Origin of the sequence: Eubacterium sp. CAG:156 (assembly GCF_000434315.1) — a bacterium.
Taxonomy (GTDB): Bacteria; Bacillota; Clostridia; order Lachnospirales; family Lachnospiraceae; genus Eubacterium_U; species Eubacterium_U album.
On sequence record NZ_FR878152.1, the window covers coordinates 1 to 20839 of the forward strand.

The 20839-nt window shown below is 34.1% G+C and carries 14 protein-coding genes; 2 read left to right on the forward strand and 12 right to left on the reverse strand.

Annotated elements, in window-relative coordinates; all coding sequences use genetic code 11:
- The 12 genes from guaA to ABMA45_RS04560 form a co-directional block, all read right to left on the reverse strand.
- Positions 1-1547 (reverse strand): glutamine-hydrolyzing GMP synthase (guaA, locus tag ABMA45_RS04505; protein WP_118565900.1); only part of this gene is annotated, 1547 nt, incomplete at its 3' end.
- A 973-nt stretch (positions 1548-2520) separates the two neighbouring features.
- A complete protein-coding gene (uvrA, locus tag ABMA45_RS04510; RefSeq protein WP_022088693.1) occupies positions 2521-5361 on the reverse strand; it encodes an excinuclease ABC subunit UvrA in 2841 nt (946 codons plus the stop codon).
- Positions 5362-5489: 128 nt separating this feature from the next.
- Complete coding sequence (gene uvrB / locus ABMA45_RS04515; RefSeq protein ID WP_022088694.1) at positions 5490-7466, reverse strand: excinuclease ABC subunit UvrB; 1977 nt, start codon at positions 7464-7466, stop codon at positions 5490-5492.
- Between the two features lie 300 nt (positions 7467-7766).
- Positions 7767-8942, reverse strand: a complete 1176-nt coding sequence (locus tag ABMA45_RS04520; RefSeq protein ID WP_022088695.1) for a S41 family peptidase — start codon at positions 8940-8942, stop codon at positions 7767-7769.
- 99 nt (positions 8943-9041) lie between these two features.
- Positions 9042-10313 (reverse strand): murein hydrolase activator EnvC family protein, encoded by a 1272-nt coding sequence (locus ABMA45_RS04525; protein ID WP_022088696.1) that lies wholly within the window; start codon positions 10311-10313, stop codon positions 9042-9044.
- Between the two features lie 102 nt (positions 10314-10415).
- Positions 10416-11324: a permease-like cell division protein FtsX gene (gene ftsX, locus ABMA45_RS04530; RefSeq protein WP_022088697.1), complete on the reverse strand. Its 909-nt coding sequence runs from the start codon at positions 11322-11324 to the stop codon at positions 10416-10418.
- A 2-nt stretch (positions 11325-11326) separates the two neighbouring features.
- Positions 11327-11995: a cell division ATP-binding protein FtsE gene (gene ftsE / locus ABMA45_RS04535; protein ID WP_022088698.1), complete on the reverse strand. Its 669-nt coding sequence runs from the start codon at positions 11993-11995 to the stop codon at positions 11327-11329.
- A gap of 82 nt (positions 11996-12077) precedes the next feature.
- Positions 12078-13169, reverse strand: a complete 1092-nt coding sequence (locus ABMA45_RS04540; protein ID WP_022088699.1) for a PucR family transcriptional regulator — start codon at positions 13167-13169, stop codon at positions 12078-12080.
- 247 nt (positions 13170-13416) lie between these two features.
- Entirely contained in the window at positions 13417-14535 is a 1119-nt protein-coding gene (gene ugpC, locus ABMA45_RS04545; protein ID WP_022088700.1) for an ABC transporter ATP-binding protein, read from the reverse strand.
- Between the two features lie 164 nt (positions 14536-14699).
- Positions 14700-15530: a CvfB family protein gene (locus tag ABMA45_RS04550; protein ID WP_022088701.1), complete on the reverse strand. Its 831-nt coding sequence runs from the start codon at positions 15528-15530 to the stop codon at positions 14700-14702.
- A 241-nt stretch (positions 15531-15771) separates the two neighbouring features.
- On the reverse strand, positions 15772-16479 hold the full coding sequence (locus ABMA45_RS04555) for an acyl-[acyl-carrier-protein] thioesterase (protein WP_022088702.1): 708 nt from the start codon (positions 16477-16479) through the stop codon (positions 15772-15774).
- A gap of 3 nt (positions 16480-16482) precedes the next feature.
- On the reverse strand, positions 16483-17997 hold the full coding sequence (locus ABMA45_RS04560; protein WP_022088703.1) for a L,D-transpeptidase family protein: 1515 nt from the start codon (positions 17995-17997) through the stop codon (positions 16483-16485).
- 369 nt (positions 17998-18366) lie between these two features.
- On the opposite strand from ABMA45_RS04560, the gene ABMA45_RS04565 reads away from it, so the two are divergent.
- Together ABMA45_RS04565 and ABMA45_RS04570 are read left to right on the forward strand one after the other, a co-directional pair.
- Positions 18367-19149: a hypothetical protein gene (locus ABMA45_RS04565; RefSeq protein ID WP_022088704.1), complete on the forward strand. Its 783-nt coding sequence runs from the start codon at positions 18367-18369 to the stop codon at positions 19147-19149.
- Between the two features lie 23 nt (positions 19150-19172).
- Positions 19173-20834 (forward strand): MBL fold metallo-hydrolase, encoded by a 1662-nt coding sequence (locus tag ABMA45_RS04570; protein WP_022088705.1) that lies wholly within the window; start codon positions 19173-19175, stop codon positions 20832-20834.
- Positions 20835-20839: the final 5 nt, after the last annotated feature.

Genomic DNA, 20839 nt, shown 5'->3' on the forward strand with positions numbered 1-20839 from the left:
TATTCAAACTCTATAGTTCCAGGTGGCTTACTCGTCAAATCATACATTACTCTATTGACTCCTCGCACCTCATTTATAATTCTGCTCATTACCTTTGATAATACTTCGTAAGGTATTTCTGCAGCTTCTGCTGTCATAAAATCTACAGTATTTACTGCACGGAGTGCAATGGCGTAGTCATATGTTCTTTCATCACCCATTACACCTACGCTTCGCATGTTTGTGAGCGCTGCAAAATACTGTCCGATTGTTTTGTCCAATCCGGCATTTGCAATTTCCTCGCGATAGATTGCGTCTGCATCCTGTACCATTTTAACTTTCTCAGCTGTTACTTCGCCGATGATACGGATTCCAAGTCCCGGTCCCGGGAATGGTTGGCGGTATACAAGATAATCAGGTATGCCCATTTCTAAGCCGGCTTTTCTTACTTCGTCCTTAAACAAGTCACGGAGTGGTTCGATTATTTCTTTAAAATCTACGCAATCAGGTAATCCTCCTACATTGTGATGTGACTTGATTACTGCTGATTCACCACCCAATCCACTTTCTACAACGTCAGGATAAATTGTTCCCTGTACTAGAAAGTCTACTGCTCCGATTTTCTTTGCTTCTTCTTCAAATACACGGATAAATTCTTCTCCGATAATTTTACGCTTCTTTTCAGGTTCAGTTACTCCTGCTAATTTGCTATAGTAACGTTCCTGTGCATTTACACGAATAAAGTTTAAGTCATATGGACCATCAGGGCCAAATACAGCTTCTACTTCATCTCCTTCATTTTTACGAAGTAAACCGTGGTCTACAAATACACATGTAAGCTGTTTTCCAATTGCTTTTGAAAGCATTACTGCTGCAACAGATGAATCTACACCACCTGATAATGCGCACAATACTTTCCCGTCTCCAACTTTTTCGCGGATTGCCTTAATTGATTCCTCTACAAATGAATCCATTCTCCATTCACCTGAGCATTGGCATACTCCACGAACAAAATTGTAAAGCATCTTTGTTCCTTCCTGTGTATGAAGTACTTCAGGATGGAACTGTATTGCATAAAGTTTCTTATCTGCATTTTCTGCTGATGCACAAGGGCAGTCCTTTGTATGAGATGATATTTCAAATCCAGGTGCTACCTTTGATATATAATCAAAATGACTCATCCAACAAATTGTTTTAGGTGAAACGCCTTCAAATATCTGTGAATTTGTTTTATCTACGATTACTTCTGTTTTACCGTACTCGCGAACGTCTGCACGTTCTACCTTTCCTCCTAAAACATGCATCATAAGCTGTGCTCCGTAGCAAAGTCCTAAAACAGGAACTCCCATTTCAAATAATTCCTTTGAATATGTTGGAGAATCAGCTTCATAACAACTATTAGGTCCTCCGGTTAAAATAATTCCCTTTGGATTCATAGCTTTTATTTTTTCAATGTCAGTCTTATAAGAATAAATCTCACAATATACATTGCATTCACGAACTCGTCTTGCAACCAGCTGATTATACTGACCACCAAAATCAAGTACGATTACTAATTCTTTCTTCACTATAATTCCTCCTAATTAATATGTGTTTCCACTTGAATCGTTGGCTAATTTTCGAAAACATTTATTAAAACTGAACTTTATTCATTTTGTTTTCTCCTATAATGGCTTTAACCAATTTATTGTAAAATACGATAAATGCTATTAATATCATTAATTGTATTTTTCTCAAATCATTAACAATTCTACATTATTTTTAATATTAAAACAAGTAGGCTATTGTTAAAACCATAACAATATAAACCTTTTCTTAAATTAACAAAGCACCTGACATTTATTAATATCAGGTGCTCGTATTTAAATACCTTACTTCTAAAATTGATTCATTAGCTGCAGATTAAACTTCATTAATCATTAATCTTATATGAAACTATATTCCCTTACTTTACTTTCGATTTATCATACCTAATCAAAATCGTGTTTCAAAAATACCATCTGCAAATAATTTAATATATCTACATATATAAGGATGTTATCTTTCTAATCTCTGTAACAACGTTGCCACTTGGAGATTAATAACCATCCTTCAATCCACTCTCTTCTTACAACTCTTCCGATCCGTTGTACCTTATGTAGATAATACGGTAACTCCTTTCTTACCTATATTTGACTAATATTCACTCGATTCCAATTGTTCTGTTTCCCTAGTACGGATTAAATAAATATTGGAGTCTCTCGTTTTCTCCTATAGGACTTTTTCCCATTAAACATTCCTCTTGGATACTTACTTAATTTTCATCTCATGACACGTTCTAATGATAATTTTTAGAAGTCTTACGGTATTAATTTCTTATTAAGTTTTAATGTACTTTTCCTTTAACTTGTAACTATAATCTAGCACATTTTTATGCAATTTTAAAGGGTTTAAAAACATGTTTTTAATCTTTGTAACCATTGCTGTTTTTGGCCTTTTTAAATCCTTTTTATTTTCCTGTTTTTTATGAAAAATACACAATATTTTAAAATGTCAACTTTATTATTTTTTGTCTTTTTCCAAATACTGTTTTACGTATTTTGCAGTATAAGATGTAGGGTGTTTTGCTACCTCCTCAGGAGTTCCCGAAACTACAACAGTTCCACCTCTGTCTCCTCCATCAGGACCCATGTCAATAATATAATCTGCGGTTTTAATAACATCAAGATTATGCTCTATTACAACTACCGTGTTTCCTTCGGCTGCAAGCCTTTGTAGAATTTCTACTAACTTGTGTACATCTGCAAAATGAAGTCCTGTTGTAGGTTCATCAAGTACATAAATTGTTCTTCCCGTACTTCTTTTACTTAATTCTGTAGCAAGTTTAATTCTCTGAGCTTCTCCACCGGATAATGTAGTTGATGGCTGTCCTAATTTAATGTATGACAATCCAACATCGTATAAAGTCTGTATCTTGTTATGAATTTTTGGTACATTTTTGAAAAAGTCCAATGCCTCCTCAACTGTCATATCAAGTACATCGTATATGCTCTTTCCTTTATACTTAACCTCTAATGTTTCACGATTATATCTCTTTCCACCACATACTTCACATGGCACATAAACATCTGGAAGGAAATGCATTTCTACCTTTAAAATACCATCACCTGAACAAGCTTCACAACGGCCGCCTTTAACATTAAAACTAAAACGACCTTTCTTGTAACCTCGCTCCTTAGCATCCATTGTATTTGCAAATAAATCTCTAATAGTGTCAAATACCCCTGTATAAGTTGCCGGATTAGAACGTGGAGTTCTTCCTATTGGAGACTGATCAATATCAATAATTTTATCTAACTGCTCTACTCCCTCTATTGTCTTATGCTTTCCGGGAATATATCTTGCTCTGTTTAACTGTTTTGCAAGAGATTTATATAAAATTTCATTTACAAGTGAACTCTTACCTGAACCTGAAACACCTGTTACACATGTAAGCACTCCTGTAGGAATTTTTACATTTATATTTTTTAAATTATTTTCCTTTGCTCCAACGATTTTTAGCCAACCTGTCGGTTTTCTTCTTGTTTTTGGAACAGGAATCTTTATTTCACCACTTAAGTATTTTCCTGTAATTGAGTTTGGATTCTTCATAATATCTTCAGCCGTTCCGGTAGCTATAACTTCACCTCCGTGGGCTCCTGCTCCCGGACCTATATCTACTATGAAATCTGCTGCTCTCATTGTATCTTCGTCATGCTCAACTACTATCAATGAATTACCCAAATCACGCAAATGTTTAAGTGTTGCAAGTAACTTATCATTGTCATTCTGATGAAGACCTATACTTGGTTCGTCTAATATATAAGCGACTCCAACAAGCCCTGACCCTATCTGGGTTGCAAGACGTATTCTCTGAGCTTCTCCACCGGATAATGTTCCCGTTGCTCTTGAAAGACTTAAATAGTCCAATCCTACATCAACCAAAAACTTGAGTCTTCCCTTTATTTCTTTAAGAATTTCATCGCCGATTTTATGTTGCATTTCTGACAGTTCAACATTTTCCAAAAACTCTCTTAAATCCCTAACAGGCATTTCTGTCATCTCATAAATATTCTTATCTGCAATTGTTACAGCAAGCGATTCTTTCTTTAATCTTTGTCCGCCACAAGTCTTACACGGTGTAATTCTCATGTATGTCCCATATTCTGCCTTTGTTGATTCTGCACTTGTTTCTCTATATCGTCTTTCAACATTTCTTATAAGTCCCTCAAATGCAATATCATAAACACCTTCTCCACGCTGTCCTCTATAATGAACAGGCACGGAAACTCCATTTGTTCCATGTATCAAAATATCATGAATTTCCTGTGGATAGTCTTCAAACGGTGTATCTAAATCAAAATTATATTTTTTACCTAAAGCCTTAAGAATGGCATTTGCAAAGCTCTTACCATCATTTGCACTCTGCCACCCAAGAACAACTATCGCTCCCTGATTAATACTTAAACTTTTGTCAGGAATCATTAAATCCTCATCAAACTCCATCTTATATCCTAATCCATAACAATCAGGACACGCACCAAACGGATTATTAAATGAAAAACTTCTCGGCTGAATTTCATCAATACTAATTCCACAATCCGGGCATGAAAAATGCTGACTAAATGTCATTGGTTCTCCATCAATTACATCGATAATCATTAAACCATCTGCTAATTTAAGTGCATTATCAATAGAGTCATTAAGTCTCTTTTCCATTCCTTCTCTAATTGCAAGTCTATCTACAACTATTTCAATATTATGCTTTATATTCTTATCTAATGTTATGTCTTCTGTTAGTTCGTACATATTTCCATCTACACGAACACGTACATATCCACTTCTTTTCGCTCCTTCAAGCACTTTTTCATGGCGTCCTTTTCTTCCTCTAACAACCGGTGCAAGAACCTGAATCTTTGTTCTTTCAGGAAGTGCCATTATCTTATCCACCATTTCATCAACAGTCTGTTTTTTTATTTCACGGCCACATTTCGGGCAATGCGGAATACCTGCTCTCGCAAATAAAAGTCTTAAATAGTCATATATTTCCGTAACAGTTCCAACTGTAGAACGTGGATTTCTATTTGTTGACTTCTGGTCTATTGAAATTGCCGGAGGAAGTCCTTCTAAACTTTCTACCTGTGGTTTTTCCATCTGTCCTAGGAATTGTCTTGCATAAGAAGATAATGATTCCATATATCTTCTCTGCCCCTCAGCATAAATTGTATCAAATGCAAGAGACGATTTACCTGAGCCACTAAGACCTGTCAATACGACAAATTCATCTCTTGGAATATCTATATCTATATTTTTTAAATTGTGCTCTGCTGCACCTCTGATTTTTATATATTTTTTATTATCCAATTGTCTGTCCTCTCTACATGCAGGGTGTTCTGAATATTAATTAAAAATAACAAACTGCAAATTCACTACAATTATTATAATTATATTTTCTCTCAAACCTCTTACACTCTGCCTATATTCAAATCTGCTTAATTCAAATATTTTCGCAAATCTGCTATCTTATCTCTAAATTCTATTGCTGACTCAAAATCAAAATCAGCTGCAGCCTTCTGCATTTTCTTTGTCAGCTTATCTATCAATTTGCGAATTTCCTTTGGATCCATTGATTCCGGATCTTTCTCAATATCATTAATCTTCTTGTCCACTTCTTTTGAAATACTAATAAGGTCACGCACTGCTTTAATAATAGTTTTTGGCGTAATTCCATGCTCCTTATTGTACTTCATCTGTATATCTCTACGTCGATTTGTTTCATCTATGGCAACCCTCATTGAATCAGTAATCTTGTCCGCATACATGATTACATGACCCTCAGCATTTCTTGCGGCACGTCCTATCGTCTGGATAAGCGATGTCTCCGATCTTAAAAAGCCTTCTTTATCTGCATCTAATATTGCTACCAATGCAATTTCCGGAATATCAAGACCTTCCCTTAAAAGGTTAATTCCTACAAGTACATCAAATTGGTCAAGTCTCATATTTCTTATAATTTCTGCTCGCTCCAATGTATCTATGTCCGAATGAAGGTATTTAACCCTGATTCCAACTTCCTTCATATAGTCAGTCAAATCCTCTGCCATCCTCTTAGTCAAAGTAGTAACTAATATTTTATTCTTCTTTTCTACTTCTTTATTAATTTCAGAAATTAAATCATCTATCTGCCCTGCAACCGGTCTCACTTCAACCTCAGGATCCAAAAGACCTGTAGGTCTGATAACCTGTTGTGCTCTTAATAACTCATGCTGACTCTCGTATTCTCCCGGTGTTGCCGAAACAAACATAATCTGATCAATCATGCTTTCAAATTCATCAAAATTAAGTGGTCTGTTATCTTTTGCTGATGGAAGTCTGAATCCATAATCCACCAGTGTTGTCTTTCTTGACTGATCGCCTGCATACATTCCTCTAATCTGTGGAACTGTAATATGCGATTCGTCTACTATTATTAGAAAATCATCTCCAAAATATTCCATTAATGTATGAGGTGTCGCACCCGGTTCTAATCCTGCCATATGTCTTGAATAATTCTCTATGCCTGAGCAAATGCCGGTTTCCCTAAGCATTTCCATATCAAAATTAGTACGCTCGGCGATTCTTTGTGCTTCAATCAGCTTATCCTCACTCTTAAAATAAGCTACCTGTTCTGCCAGTTCCTTCTCAATTGCCGCAATCGCACCTTCCATCTTTTCAGGTGGAATAACATAATGAGAATTAGGGAAAATTGCCACATGTTCCAGTCTGTTCTTAACTTCACCTGTTAATGTATCAATTTCCGTTATCCTGTCCACCTCATCTCCAAAAAATTCTATACGGACTGCCGTGTCGCCATATGAAGCCGGAAACACCTCAACAACATCTCCTCTTACGCGAAAAGTACCACGCTTAAAATCCATATCGTTGCGATCATATTGTATCTCTATTAATTTTCTTATTACTTCATCTCTATCCTTAATCATTCCCGGTCTTAGGGAAACAACCATATTCTTATAATCAATCGGATCTCCTAAGCCATAAATACAGGAAACTGACGAAATAATAATAACGTCTTTTCTTTCCATCAAAGCCATTGTTGCCGAATGTCTTAATTTATCTATTTCATCATTTATTGCCGAATCTTTTTCTATATAAGTATCTGTACTTGGCACATACGCCTCCGGCTGATAATAATCATAATAGGAGACAAAATATTCCACTGCGTTATTTGGAAAAAATTCTTTAAATTCACCATATAACTGAGCTGCCAAAGTCTTGTTATGAGCAATAATCAGCGTTGGTTTATTAAGTTGTTGTATAACATTCGCCATTGTAAATGTCTTACCTGAACCTGTTACACCTAATAAGGTTTCACACTGATTACCTTTTTTAAATCCTTCAACTAATTCTTCTATTGCCTGGGGCTGATCCCCTGTCGGCTTAAATTCTGATACTAATTCAAAATGATCCATAAAATACCTCTGTTATATTTATCCCCTTATTTTATGTGATGCCAGAGTCAAAAGGTCTAAGTTCCACATGAGTTTGCCCACAAATAGGGGTCGCCCTGCAAACGAATTTTATAAAGAGTTGATAAATAGCATTATTTGCTCACAAATAGGGGCTTTCGCCCTAGCATCATATTATTTAATTATAAAACTTTTACTCTATTCGATATCTTCTTAGTATTGCTACCTGATTAGTATATCATTCAGGCAAAAAAAAGTACAGAACAAAATCGAACTTTTGTTCTGTACGCTTTTGACAATTTTTTATTCTTCTGACAATGTATCTATTGCTTTTTGTAACTGGTCATCTCTTTCTGTCTCAGAATTTTCTTCTACTTTAATATCCGGCTCAATGCCTGTTCCCTGAATATTAACTCCACTTGGTGTAAAATATCTCTGTATCGTAAGTTTTATTGCCGAACCGTCAGATAATGGCATTATTGTCTGTACAATTCCTTTTCCAAATGATGTATACCCTATTATTGTACCTGCCTTAAAATCTTTAATTGCCCCTGCAAAAATCTCTGCTGCACTGGCACTGTTTTCATTCTGTAAAACAACCATAGGCATATCAAGGCAATTTGCATCAGATTTTTGTTCTTCTTTATTGCCATCTTTATCCTCAGTGTACACCAAAACTCCCTCAGGCAAAATATCATCTAACATATTTACTACAGTTTTATACATTCCACCCGGATTATCTCTAACATCAAAAATAATAGACTTCATTCCCTGCTTCTTTAAACTTTCCAAGCCCTCTTTAAACTGATTGTATGTAACCTCATCAAATTCTGTTATCTGCATGTATCCTATATTATTATCAAGCATTTTTGTTTCTATTGTAGGAACATTAACTTCATCTCTTTCAATTTCCATATCAATGTACTTTGATGTAGATGGACGATATACTGTGACTTTAACCTTAGTTCCTTTATCTCCTTTCATCTTTGCAACAACGGAGCTTAAATCTTCACCGGTTACTTCTTCATCTTCTACTTTATATATAATATCCTTAGCTTTAACACCCGCTTTATCTCCAGGTGCTCCGTCAAATACTCTAACTGCAGTAATTACTCCCGTATCATTATTCTGGCTAACAACAACACCTATTCCACAGTAGCTTCCGCTAGTACTTTCAAGCAATGACTGATATTCTTCTTTTGTATAATACACAGAATATGGATCATCTAATCCATTTAAAAGGCCTTTATAAATACTGTCTTTTATTTTTTCATCATCCTTATTGTCATTGTAATCCAAATAATAATCATCAATCAATTTATTTAGATAATTCATCTTTGTCTGTACTTGTGATGCAATGTTATCTGAGCTATTTGTCTTAACTATTGTTGAAATTGTACCTGCTGCAAATCCACCTCCAAATACAAACACAACAACCAAAATTACGCCTATTATTTTAGCAGCTTTCTTTTTTTTCATAATTTATATGTCTCCTTATAATAGTTATTTATATTTTTGCCGTATATAACAGAACAAAGGCACCCACTATTTTATCTTAGTAGTGTGCCTTCGTTTTCTTTATTTGCTCACGTAATTCCAAGGACTTACATATGCCCCATTTAATCGTACACTAAAATGCAAATGATTTCCTGTTGACGAACCTGTTGTTCCTACAAGCCCTATAACGTCTCCCGCACTTACATTTTGTCCTGCTGATACAATTAATGCAGAACAATGCATATATACAGTATATACACCATTGCCGTGATCTATTCCAATCCAGTTTCCTGCTGTTGTACTATAGTTTGCCCACGCAACCTGTCCTGATGCGGCTGCCACAATTCTTGTTCCTGCCGGAGCCGGTATGTCTATACCTGAATGATATGACTGTTTGCCTGTAAATGGATCTGAACGGTATCCAAAATCAGATGATACTGTGCTATATCCAGGCAAAGGCCAAATATATCCTGTTGCAGAATTTACGGTATTTTGTGTACTTCCTGCATTGCTGTCAGTATTTGGATTTGTCTTAGTTACTCCTGTTGAAGCAGAACTCTGTCCTGTACTTTTATTAGCATTCTGAGCTGCAAGTGCTGCTTTTCTTGCTGCCTCTTCTCTTGCCTTTTCAATGCTTTCCATTTCCTGAATAACCTGTTTCTGATTGCTGATTTCATCATCTATATTATCTTTGCTTTTCTTTCCTGCAGCAATCAGGTTATTATATTCTTCCATTTCTTTTTCTTTTGCATCAGACAATATCTGCAAATCGCTCTTTTGTTTTGAAAGCTTTGTTTGCAAATTCTCTAAATTAGTTTTACTGTCTTCTAACGCAACTTGAGTATCAGCAATTTCCTGCTTTGTCTCTTTCATTTTATTTAACATTTTTCTGTCATATGATGAAATTTCTGATATGTATTCTGCCTTATTAAGAAAATCTCCAACACTCTTTGATGACAAAATCAAATCCAACATCTGTGTATCGCCATTTTCATACATAAACTGTATTCTAAGTTTCATCGCAGCATACTGATTCTCTATGCTTGTCTGAGCATTCTCTAATTTTTTCTCATTTTTCTTTATTTTCTTTTCAGTTTTATCAAGTTCATTCTCGTTGTCATACATTTGTTTTGAAATAGCTGAAACCTGAGAATCCACTGTATTAATAAATGTTTTTGCGTCAGCCTTTGATTTTTCCAAACCATTAATCTGCTGTTGAACATCTTCCTGCTCATTCTGCAAATTATTTAATTTATCTTTTTCGTCCTTAATTGTAGCTCTAGACGGCACTGCCGTTCCTATTATTAAGCTAAGGACAAGAAATCCACACAATATCTTGTTTCTTTTTTTCATGAACATTCTCCTCATATATGTGTTGCCCCCTCCCTTCGGTCGGCGGCTATTCGTCGGAAACATTTATAGAAAATGAACTTTGTTCATTTTGTTTCCTCCTCCTTAAACCTTTAAGTGCTTTCTAATTGATAAAATACTTCCTACAAATCCAATTCCTGCACCGATTCCTAATCCCATAGGAACCAATACTGCAAAAATTGTGCTCTGTGGTAAAAATACAATTATAGAAGATAATGCGCTAAACTGCTGCATTACGAATTCGACAACCTTTTCATATAACACTTTAATAAGTACTAATGGAATTGTTGCTCCTACTAAACCTATAACTATACCTTCTATGATAAATGGTGCTCTTACAAAAATATTTGAAGCACCAATTAACTTCATTACTTTTATTTCTTTCTTACGAACAGAAATACCAATCATTACCGTATTACTAATAAGGAAAATACCTACAGCAAGCAATACAACAATTATGGCTACAGATGCATATCCAACAAGCCTTCCAAAGCTTGTCATTGCGCTTACTGTTCCTTCTGAATAATTTACTGCTCTTACACCCTCTACCTGAGACATCTCATCTGAAAAGCTTTTCTGGTCTTCTATATTTTTCAAATATACTGTATAAGATGCTGAATTTGCCAACGGATTGTCATCCTTAAATCCTTCTGCTAAATCTTCATTCTGTTTAAAATATTCTACTTTAAAAATATCCCACGCTTCTTCTGCTGAAGTAAATGTGTAATTTGCCACTTTATCATTTGCAGCTATCTGCGCCCCTATGGCATCAATTCCTGCCTGATCTATTCCTTCGTTAAAAAATATAGTAATTCCTACCTGGTCTTCTGCTGATTTTACAATGTACTGGAAATTTACTACAATTGTATAAAACATACCAATCAGAAATACACAGGCAGCTATTGTACTAATCGAAGCAAGTGAAAATAATTTGTTTCTCTTTATATTTACAAGCCCTTGCTTAAGGCAATATAATGCTGTTCTAATTTTCATCTTTAATCCACCTTACTGTCGCTTACCTTTATTCCTTTTTTCATTGTAATTACTCTTTTTTGCATTCGCTCAACTATTTCCATATTATGCGTAACTACAACTACCGTCGTTCCCTGTTTGTTAATCTCATCCAACAATTTCATGATTTCCCATGAATTTCCCGGATCCAGGTTTCCGGTTGGCTCGTCTGCCAATAACAATGCCGGCTTATTTACCAACGCTCTTGCAAGTGCAACTCTCTGCTGTTCACCACCTGATAACTCATTTGGAAATGACTTATATTTTTCAGAAAGCCCAACTAAAGATAACATTCTAGGAACATTTTTCTTTATTTCTCTTGTGGACACACCTATTACTCTCTGTGCAAATGCGATATTTTCATATACATTTCTATCTTTCAAAAGACGGAAATCCTGAAATACAACTCCTACTTTTCTTCTGTATTTTGCAGTCTTTCCTGATCTTAGTTTTCTTAATTCAGTATCGTTTACGATAATTTTTCCTTCTGTCGGTTCTAATTCCTTCAAAAGTAATTTAATAAATGTTGATTTGCCTGAACCGCTTGTTCCTACAACAAATACAAACTCTCCATCTTCAATTTCTATATTAAGGTTACTTAGCGCCGGTGCACCATTACCATACGACTTAGTAACATTTTCAAAAGTAATCATTTTCTTTGTCCTCTCACCCTGCCGTGACTCCTAAAAGCATTTGAAATGCGCAGAAAAACTGCGCATTCCATTATAGCCGTATTTAGAATTCATTCATACTATCCATGTAATTCATATATTTTACTACCATTAATGCAATCTTAAATGTTATTGCATCTTCAAACACTCTTAAATCAAGTCCTGTGCTCTTTTGTAATTTATCTAATCTGTATACAAGTGTATTTCTATGAATATATAACTGTCTTGATGTTTCAGATACATTCAAATTATTTTCAAAGAACTTATTTATTGTTGTAAGTGTTTCTTCATCAAAATCATCAGGTGACTTTCCATTGAAGTTTTCCTTTATAAACATCTTACAAAGAGGAATAGGTAACTGATAAATCAAACGTCCAATTCCTAAGTTGTTATATGCAATAACACTCTTATTGCTATAGAAAATCTTTCCTACATCTAAAGCCATCTTTGCTTCCTTATAAGAACGTGACACTTCTTTTAATTCTGAAATAATTGTACCATATGCAACTGTTGCCTTAACCATTGCTTCTGTATTTAACATATCAACAATTGTTTCTGAAATCTTCTGAACATCTTCATATCCTTGTTTTTCTTCAAGATTCTTAATTAATATTATGCTCTTTTCATCTACTGCTGTAATAAAATCTTTCTTCTGTGTTGCAAATAATGTTCTGACAGTTTCTAATGCAACACTGTCTTTTTCATTCTTTGTTTCAATAATGCACACAACTCTTCTTGTATCCATGTCTATGTGCAATTTCTTAGCTCTGTTATAAATATCAACCAACAAAAGATTATCTAACAAAAGATTCTTTATGAAATTATCTTTATCAAATCTTTCTTTATACGCTACCAAAAGATTCTGTATCTGGAAGGCTGCCATCTTTCCAATCATAAATACATCATCATTTGCTCCCTGAGCTATTAAAATTAATTCTAACTGGTTCTCATCATATACCTTAAAAAATTGGTATCCCTGAACAGACTGGCTATCTGCCGGTGAACCTGCGAATGCAATTATAGCATCTTTAAACTGGTTTCCAATCTGGGAAGTACTGGCAACTATTTTTCCATCTGTATCAGCAACATATAAGTCAACTCTTGATATGTCTTTTACTCCTTTGATTGTTGATTGTAGTATCTGATTTGAAATCATTCTGTATACCTCTATTTCTTTTTAATTTAATGCATCCCAACATTTTGTTTTCTAAGAAATTATAATTTAAAATTATAAATTTTGTGTGTACGTAAATCTTTTCTGACTAGAGTTTATCTTTTTATTTTCATCAAAATAAGCTCAACACATTCTTATCTTATAGTTTAATATAATTTTCATTAAAAAAAAAGAGAAAATACACTTTTTTTGTGCATTTCCTCTTTTTTTCACATTTATTTCATTTTTACTAGTTTGTGATAACCTGTTCTGTTTCTTTATCAAAGATATGCAACTTTGTAAGATCCATTGCCATTCTTACTTCATCACCAGGTCTAGCCTGTGTACGAGGATTTACTCTTGCTGTACAATCGAATCCTTCTACATCGAAATATAAGTAAACTTCAGCACCTAATAATTCGTATAATCTGATTGTTGTTGTAAATACACTTTCAGGTGACATTTCAATGAAGCTTTCTTCATCATGAATATCTTCTGGTCTGATACCCATAACAACTGTCTTTCCAACATATCCGCCTTCAACTAAAGCTCTAGCCTGATCAGCTGGTACTGTGATGTACTGTCTTGCCTGACCAATGTGAAGTTTAACATCTTCTCCATCTCTTTCAACTTCAGCGTCGATGAAGTTCATCTGTGGTGATCCCATGAATCCTGCTACGAATAAGTTAACCGGATTATCATATAAGTTCTTAGGTGAATCTACCTGCTGAACTACACCATCTTTCATAACTACGATTCTTGTACCAAGTGTCATAGCTTCTGTCTGGTCATGAGTAACGTAAATGATTGTTGCTCCTAATCTCTTATGAATCTTAGCAATTTCAACACGCATCTGAACTCTTAACTTAGCATCTAAGTTTGAAAGAGGTTCATCCATTAAGAATACCTTAGGATCACGAACGATTGCACGACCCATAGCAACTCTCTGTCTCTGACCACCTGATAAAGCCTTTGGCTTTCTGTCAAGTAAGTGTTCCAAATCAAGAATCTTAGCTGCTTCTTTAACTAATCTTTCAATTTCAGCCTTAGGTACTTTTCTTAACTTAAGACCGAACGCCATATTATCATATACTGTCATATGTGGATACAAAGCGTAGTTCTGGAAAACCATTGCGATATCTCTATCTTTAGGTTCTACATCGTTAACTAACTTGTCTCCAATATATAATTCTCCTGATGAGATTTCTTCAAGACCTGCAATCATACGAAGTGTTGTTGACTTACCACAACCTGATGGTCCTACGAAAATGATAAATTCCTTATCCTTGATTTCAAGGTTAAAATCTTTTACTGCAACAAATCCGTTAGGATATACCTTGCTAATGTTTTTTAATGATAAACTTGCCATAAGTTCCTCCTCTAATATCTAGTGCCTGGCGCAACATACTCCGCAAATCACGCCTCCGTACTCTTCTTTATTACAGTGGTTATTGTAAATCAGCCCCAGAGAAAATTCTATATTGTAAATAGCCAAAATATAATTTTATAATTTGGCTAAATTGTATATCGGCATTATTCTTTTGTTAAATTTATTGAATTTACCCCAATTGACACCTTATGTTCTTTGAGCAATCTGCCGATACCACGCTTAAATTCGTTTTTACTCATATTAAAATCATTTTTAATAACTTCAGGTTTTGCCTTATCTGTATATGGTAATTCTCCACCCATAGCCTCTATTATTTCGTATATTTTCTTTGCATCGTCTTCCATTTGCAAATATGCTTTCTTCTGGAGGCTCAAATCCATCTTGCCATCTTTTCTTACATTTATGACTCTTGCTTCAATCTGCTCACCTATCTGAACATTTCTGTGGAGTTCTCTTTTTAAAAGCATTCCGTGATATTTGTTATCTACTGCTACAAATGCTCCAAATCTTTCATTATAATTGTAAACTATACCTGAAACCTGATCATCTTTCACATATGGTGGATTATCTTCCAAATAATCGTATACATTCATGGTTCCACATAATCTGCTACTCTTATCAATATATAAAGCTATCAAGTATCTTTCACCCGGTCTTACCTGCGTTGTCTGTTCTTTATATGGAAGGAACAAATCTTTTTCAAGTCCCCAGTCAAGATATGCTCCATTTTTTGAAACATCTTTTACTGTAAGCATTGCTACTTCACCTAATGTTAATAGTGGCTGATTTACAGTAGAAATCAGTCTGTCCTCTGAATCTCTGTATATAAATACTTTTATTGAATCGCCAACACTAATATCCTGTGGTACCTGTTTCTTTGGTAACAATACCTGTTCTCTTTCATCCCCAAGATATACTCCTATTGTTGACTTTCTAACTACCTTTAATATCTGATATTTTCCTAATTCAATCATGTGTTTCCGTCCTTTCTGTATCTGTTTTTATTTATAAATATTTAAATGCCTGCCATAAGATATTTTCTAACTATTTTTTAATTTTAATCAGACATTTTATTAATTATTTACGACTTTATTATATTTTATAAGGCGGGAGATTTCTACTCCCGCCTTAATATTTTTATTCATTATTCCTAAAATGTTAGTCTAAAATCATTTATCATTATTCCTGAGTAATGAATTGTTTTATTTTATAATGCTATTTATTTTGCAGTCTTACCTTTGCCAGTACATTCTCATCTTTATCTTCAAATGTAATTTCAATTTCATTTTCCTCACGATGCAAATATGCTGTCATCATTTCGCCTTCCATAGCTTCCTTATTATAGATAATATCAACCTCATAGTATTCAAAATCTGCAGGTACAAATTCTGCTGCAACCCTTAAGTAATCAGCATTATTCATATGACCATTATTATCTATATAAGTCTTTAGGACTTTAAATTCACCAACTTTTTCCCTTTCAGAAGAGAATTTGATTTTTCTGTCAGCCTTCAAATCATTTATTCCTTCTTCAATTACATATCCTTTTCTTTCTTCCTCGGATACTCTTATGGGATGGCGTGTTTCCATGTCCATTAAAACCCATATACTATCGGCTTCTACTAATTTTTCACCATCTAGCGATTCTATTTGAAATTTTCTGTCTCCATAAAAGCTGCTAAAACTACTTGCTGCCGTTCCAACACGGACTTTTTCGCCATATCTTAACTTCTTTTTTAATGAGATTTTGTATGAAACAAGTATCCATCCTTTGTTAACCTGTTTCATATGCTCAACTCCCATTCCTATGCTTGAAGACTGCATATTAGTGCAATCCTGCAGCAAATTTAAAATTCCATATAGTGGCAAATTTCCATTTCTGTCAACAGCACTGTAGCTTATCATTGTTTCAAATGTATACATATCTTAATATCTTTCTGACCAATCTTTATCCTGATTAGCTGAATTTTTTGTTGTCTGTGGTGCAGTTGTTTCTTCCTGCTTTGTTGTCTCAGCAGGCTTTGTTGTTTCTGGTGTAGTAGTTGTTTCTGGAGCCTTTGTTGTCTCCGGTACAGTAGTTGTTTCAGGTGTCTTAGCAACTACTGTTACTGTTACTTCAACTTCTCTTCTTGTATAAGCAATTCCTCTGTTAGCTGCTGCATATACTACCTTGTATGTTCCGGGAACATTTGAATTAACTGTACCTGTAATGCTTACATTCTTAGCGATATCAATAGCAACGCCCTTAAATGTCTTTAATTCTGAAACATATTTTAATGGTTCAAATATTTCACCCTGATTAATTGTAATGTTAGTGTTTACAGTTAATTTAACTCCTCTGTCAACAACATTGTACTTAACTGTTGTTGTTCTTGTTTTCTTATTATTTCCTGTTACTTTGTATACAACTTTGTAAGTTCCTGCTTTATCAAATGTAACATTTCCCTGTTTTACTCTTACTTTGTTGCCTGCTTCATCAATAACTTTTACCTTGATTTTCTGAGTCAAATCTTTTCCTGATGCTGCCTGTGCTGTTACACCATTTAAAAGATTCTGAGTTGTTGTCATCGCAACTGTCTTTTTCTTTTTATCAACTAAAATCGTAGGTTTCTTATTATCAATAACATTAAATTTAAATGTCTTGCTTGTCTTCTTTCCAAGTTTATCTGTTATTCTATATGTAACTTTATATTTACCAACTTTTGCTGTATTTACTTTTCCTTTTACTTTAACCTTTGCTTCTTTAGCTGTTAATTCATTTCCAGCTGAATCCTTAATTAAAACTAAGTCTTTTACATTAACCTTTGAACCAAGTTTAACTGTAGCTGTTTTAGCTGTTATTGTTGGCTTGTTTCCTCTGAATGGATTCTTTGGGTCTGGGTCTGTTGGGTCCCATGAAGTACGTGATTTTGTTGAAAGTGGTGTAAATGATGGTCTTCCTAATGGATCATCTTTCTTTGTTCCGTTAAAAATAACTACCTTTGTTTTTAATGCACAATTGTCATAAATCCATTTTGCATCTTTGCAAAGTAAACGAACACATCCGTGAGATGCTTTGTTACCCATTACGTTGTATGCTGATACTGACATTGTTGACTTATCACCATTTTTGTAATACCAAACTGAGTGGAAAAGTATTCCATCCCAAGTAATTCTTGTACAGTACTGTGCATAGCAGTTACCAATCATTTCATGCCATTTATATTTTACAGGAGTATAAAATGTTCCTACAGGTGTTTCATTACTTGGAGAACAAATCATAGCCTTAACCGGCTTCCCGTCTTTATCATAGACTGTAACACAGTTTGTCCCTTTATTAACTTTAATAACGTAATCTGTTCTTTCTTCAGCCTGTACCGGTGTACTAAACTGACCAACTGTAGTAACACAAAGTACTAATGAAAGTACTAACATCATTAATTTTTTCTTCATTGTTTCCATAATTCCTTTCCTATAATATAAGGGTTATTTATAATCGTAAAATATTATACACTTTAAATTTTGAATAATCAAATACTATTGGATTTTAATTTTAAATAGGTTATAATCGACTTATTAAAATTGTTTCAATTCACATCATACACATATGATGTTGTGGCAAAAGTCCCGATTTTTACGCCCATGGATTGTTACGTACTACGTACTCCTACCGGCATCACACATATTATATTATTAATATTTATTACAAATGTTATCTCTTTAAAATTTCATTTGGTGACATCAATGGATACACTTTAAAAAAATATGACGTTTGTATTATTTTTTTAGTTTATACATATTAATTTTGTACATATTAATAAGGAGGATTCTATGAAATTATCCCGTGGTAAACTTAGTATAATTTTATTTTTACTTGGTTTCTTATTTATTGTTTTAGATGTTAATATCGACACAGGAATAGCATATCCTAACAATTACAATAACTCTGACAACGTTATTGGCGAATTTCAATATTATAATATTAAATCAACTTATGGAGCTTCCTGTACTTATAAAATGATAGAAGACAAGCATGACAGCTCTTTGTCTGATGATAATTCAGATGCAGTTTCAACTAACGAGGCCAAAGTAATTGACAAAGTATTTTTTGACAATATTCATATAGATATTTTTAATGATATTGTCGGATTTATTTTAATTGCAATCGCCGCTTTTCTTCTCAAGAACAAAGGCAGCCGTCAATTTAATTATGCTATATTACTCAGTATTATTTCTTTAATTCTCAGCATTATTATTTATATTCTTCCATTTTTCGTTAATGGAATATTACTTTGTAATTTAGTATTTGCTATTGGTTTTGCATATTTGTTCGCTGGTGTTATAACAACATTTTTTTACACTCACGGCTTTCTTAAATTAGCTCCGGGAATTGCATGTCGTGATGAGCGTGGTTGGATAAAAGCTACATGGTATGTAAGCGTAGTGGGATTTGTATTGGCAACTTTTGTTTACTGGCTCGGTTCCGATTATCATGCTTTAATTGTAACCGGCAATCTTTTTACGTTTGTAATTATTTGTCTTATTGTTGTATACTATTTATTAGCGAAAAGGTGTTTAGACTATATTAATGAAAATTATAATTCACAAAAATAATATTAAAGCCGAGGTTTAACATTATGAGTATTAATTTTTCATTACGAATGAAAAAATCTGTCAGGCATATATTTTTTGTATGCCTGATTTTTATTTTACAATTATATCTGCCTCAATTTATTGTTGATGCTAACGCAGGACAAATGTCAATGACTGCCATTTATGCCGGACGTGGAGATTGCATTTTAATGGAAAGTGAAGGACATTATATGCTTGTTGATTCAGGTGTTAATACAGAAACTGAAAATATTGTTACTTATCTTAAATCGCTCGGAATCTCAAAAATTGACTATGTTGTTTCCACGCATCCTGATGGAGACCATGTCGGTGGATTTGCCCGTATCTTTAAAGAATTTGAAATCGGAGAAACTTTTTGTTCTCCATGCTCAAAAGATTTAGATGTATTTTATGCCTTTATGGAAGCTTTAAAAGCTGAAGGATGCCCTTATTCTAACCCTTCATATCTTCAAAGCTGGTCATTTGGCGATGCCACAGTCACATGCTTATATGATGGAACTATGGGCTCAACTTATAATGAATGTAGTCTTGTTTTAAAAGTTACCTGCGATGACAGATCAGTTGTGTTGACCGGAGATTTGCCTTCTACGATGGAAGAAAAGTTATTGGCAATGGGAATTGATTTTAAATGCGATGTATTAAAAGTTGGTCATCATGGTGCCGCATTATCTTCTTGTGCGGATTTTTTAGATGCATGTGCACCATCAATGGCTGTTATTTCATCCGAAAGGGGCAATGAGACTACTCTTCCAAAACCATCTGTTCTTAAACGATTGGCTAGAAGATTTATTAAAACTTACCGCACTACAGACGGTAATGTTAAAATTAACTTTGTAAATGGCGAAATAACTACAGATGCCCAGGAAAATAATCCATATGTTTCTTTGAAAAATGCTTCTGTAACTCTTAGCCAAAACATTTATACGTGCAACGGCTCAGAGCAACGCCCTGACGTAACAGTAACTTATAACGGACAGGTTGTATCTCCTGACAATTACACTGTCGATTATTCAGACAATGTATATTCCGGCGTAGGTTCTGTTAAAGTAATAGGAAATGAGATTAAATATTTAAGTTCATGTTCCGCTGATTTTTTAATTTTACCAAAGCAAGCTAAAATTACATCAGCTAAAATTAGCCGTTCCAATGAAATTAATTTAAAATGGACTACCCAAAACGGAGTAAGCGGGTACACTATACAATATTCTAAAGACAAAAAATTTAAAAAGCACGTAAAAACTATTAAGGTTGACGGAAAGGATTCAAAAACCGTCATCAAAAAGCTTCCTTATAATACAAAATATTATATACGTATGCGTGCTTATACTAATAATGTAGGAATTGGGAATTGGAGTAAAACAGTTTCAGCAAAAACTAAAAAGCAACCTAAACTTGATTCCGTTAAATTTGCAAAGAAGAAACTAAACAAGTCTAAAGAACTCAAGCTTACATGGAAAACTGATAAAAATTGTGACGGATATTTTATTCAGTATTCCTATGATAAGTCATTTAAAAAAGGTGTCAAAACCGTCCGAGCATCAGGCGGCAAGACATCTACATATAAAAAACATTTGAAAAAGAAGAAAACATATTATTTTAGAATCCGTCCATATAAAATGGGAGTTCCTGCAATAAACTATGGAAAAATTATTAAGGTTCGTACATAATTTTG

Excerpts from the sequence above, each read along its gene's own strand:
- uvrB (WP_022088694.1), bottom strand. The coding sequence starts at position 7,466 with ATGGATCATTTTGAATTAGTATCAGAATTTAAGCCGACAGGGGATCAG.
- ABMA45_RS04520 (WP_022088695.1), bottom strand. The coding sequence starts at position 8,942 with ATGAAAAAAAAGAAAGCTGCTAAAATAATAGGCGTAATTTTGGTTGTT.
- ABMA45_RS04525 (WP_022088696.1), bottom strand. The coding sequence starts at position 10,313 with ATGAAAAAAAGAAACAAGATATTGTGTGGATTTCTTGTCCTTAGCTTA.
- ftsX (WP_022088697.1), bottom strand. The coding sequence starts at position 11,324 with ATGAAAATTAGAACAGCATTATATTGCCTTAAGCAAGGGCTTGTAAAT.
- ftsE (WP_022088698.1), bottom strand. The coding sequence starts at position 11,995 with ATGATTACTTTTGAAAATGTTACTAAGTCGTATGGTAATGGTGCACCG.
- ABMA45_RS04540 (WP_022088699.1), bottom strand. The coding sequence starts at position 13,169 with ATGATTTCAAATCAGATACTACAATCAACAATCAAAGGAGTAAAAGAC.
- ugpC (WP_022088700.1), bottom strand. The coding sequence starts at position 14,535 with ATGGCAAGTTTATCATTAAAAAACATTAGCAAGGTATATCCTAACGGA.
- ABMA45_RS04550 (WP_022088701.1), bottom strand. The coding sequence starts at position 15,530 with ATGATTGAATTAGGAAAATATCAGATATTAAAGGTAGTTAGAAAGTCA.
- ABMA45_RS04555 (WP_022088702.1), bottom strand. The coding sequence starts at position 16,479 with ATGTATACATTTGAAACAATGATAAGCTACAGTGCTGTTGACAGAAAT.
- ABMA45_RS04560 (WP_022088703.1), bottom strand. The coding sequence starts at position 17,997 with ATGGAAACAATGAAGAAAAAATTAATGATGTTAGTACTTTCATTAGTA.
- ABMA45_RS04565 (WP_022088704.1), top strand. The coding sequence starts at position 18,367 with ATGAAATTATCCCGTGGTAAACTTAGTATAATTTTATTTTTACTTGGT.
- ABMA45_RS04570 (WP_022088705.1), top strand. The coding sequence starts at position 19,173 with ATGAGTATTAATTTTTCATTACGAATGAAAAAATCTGTCAGGCATATA.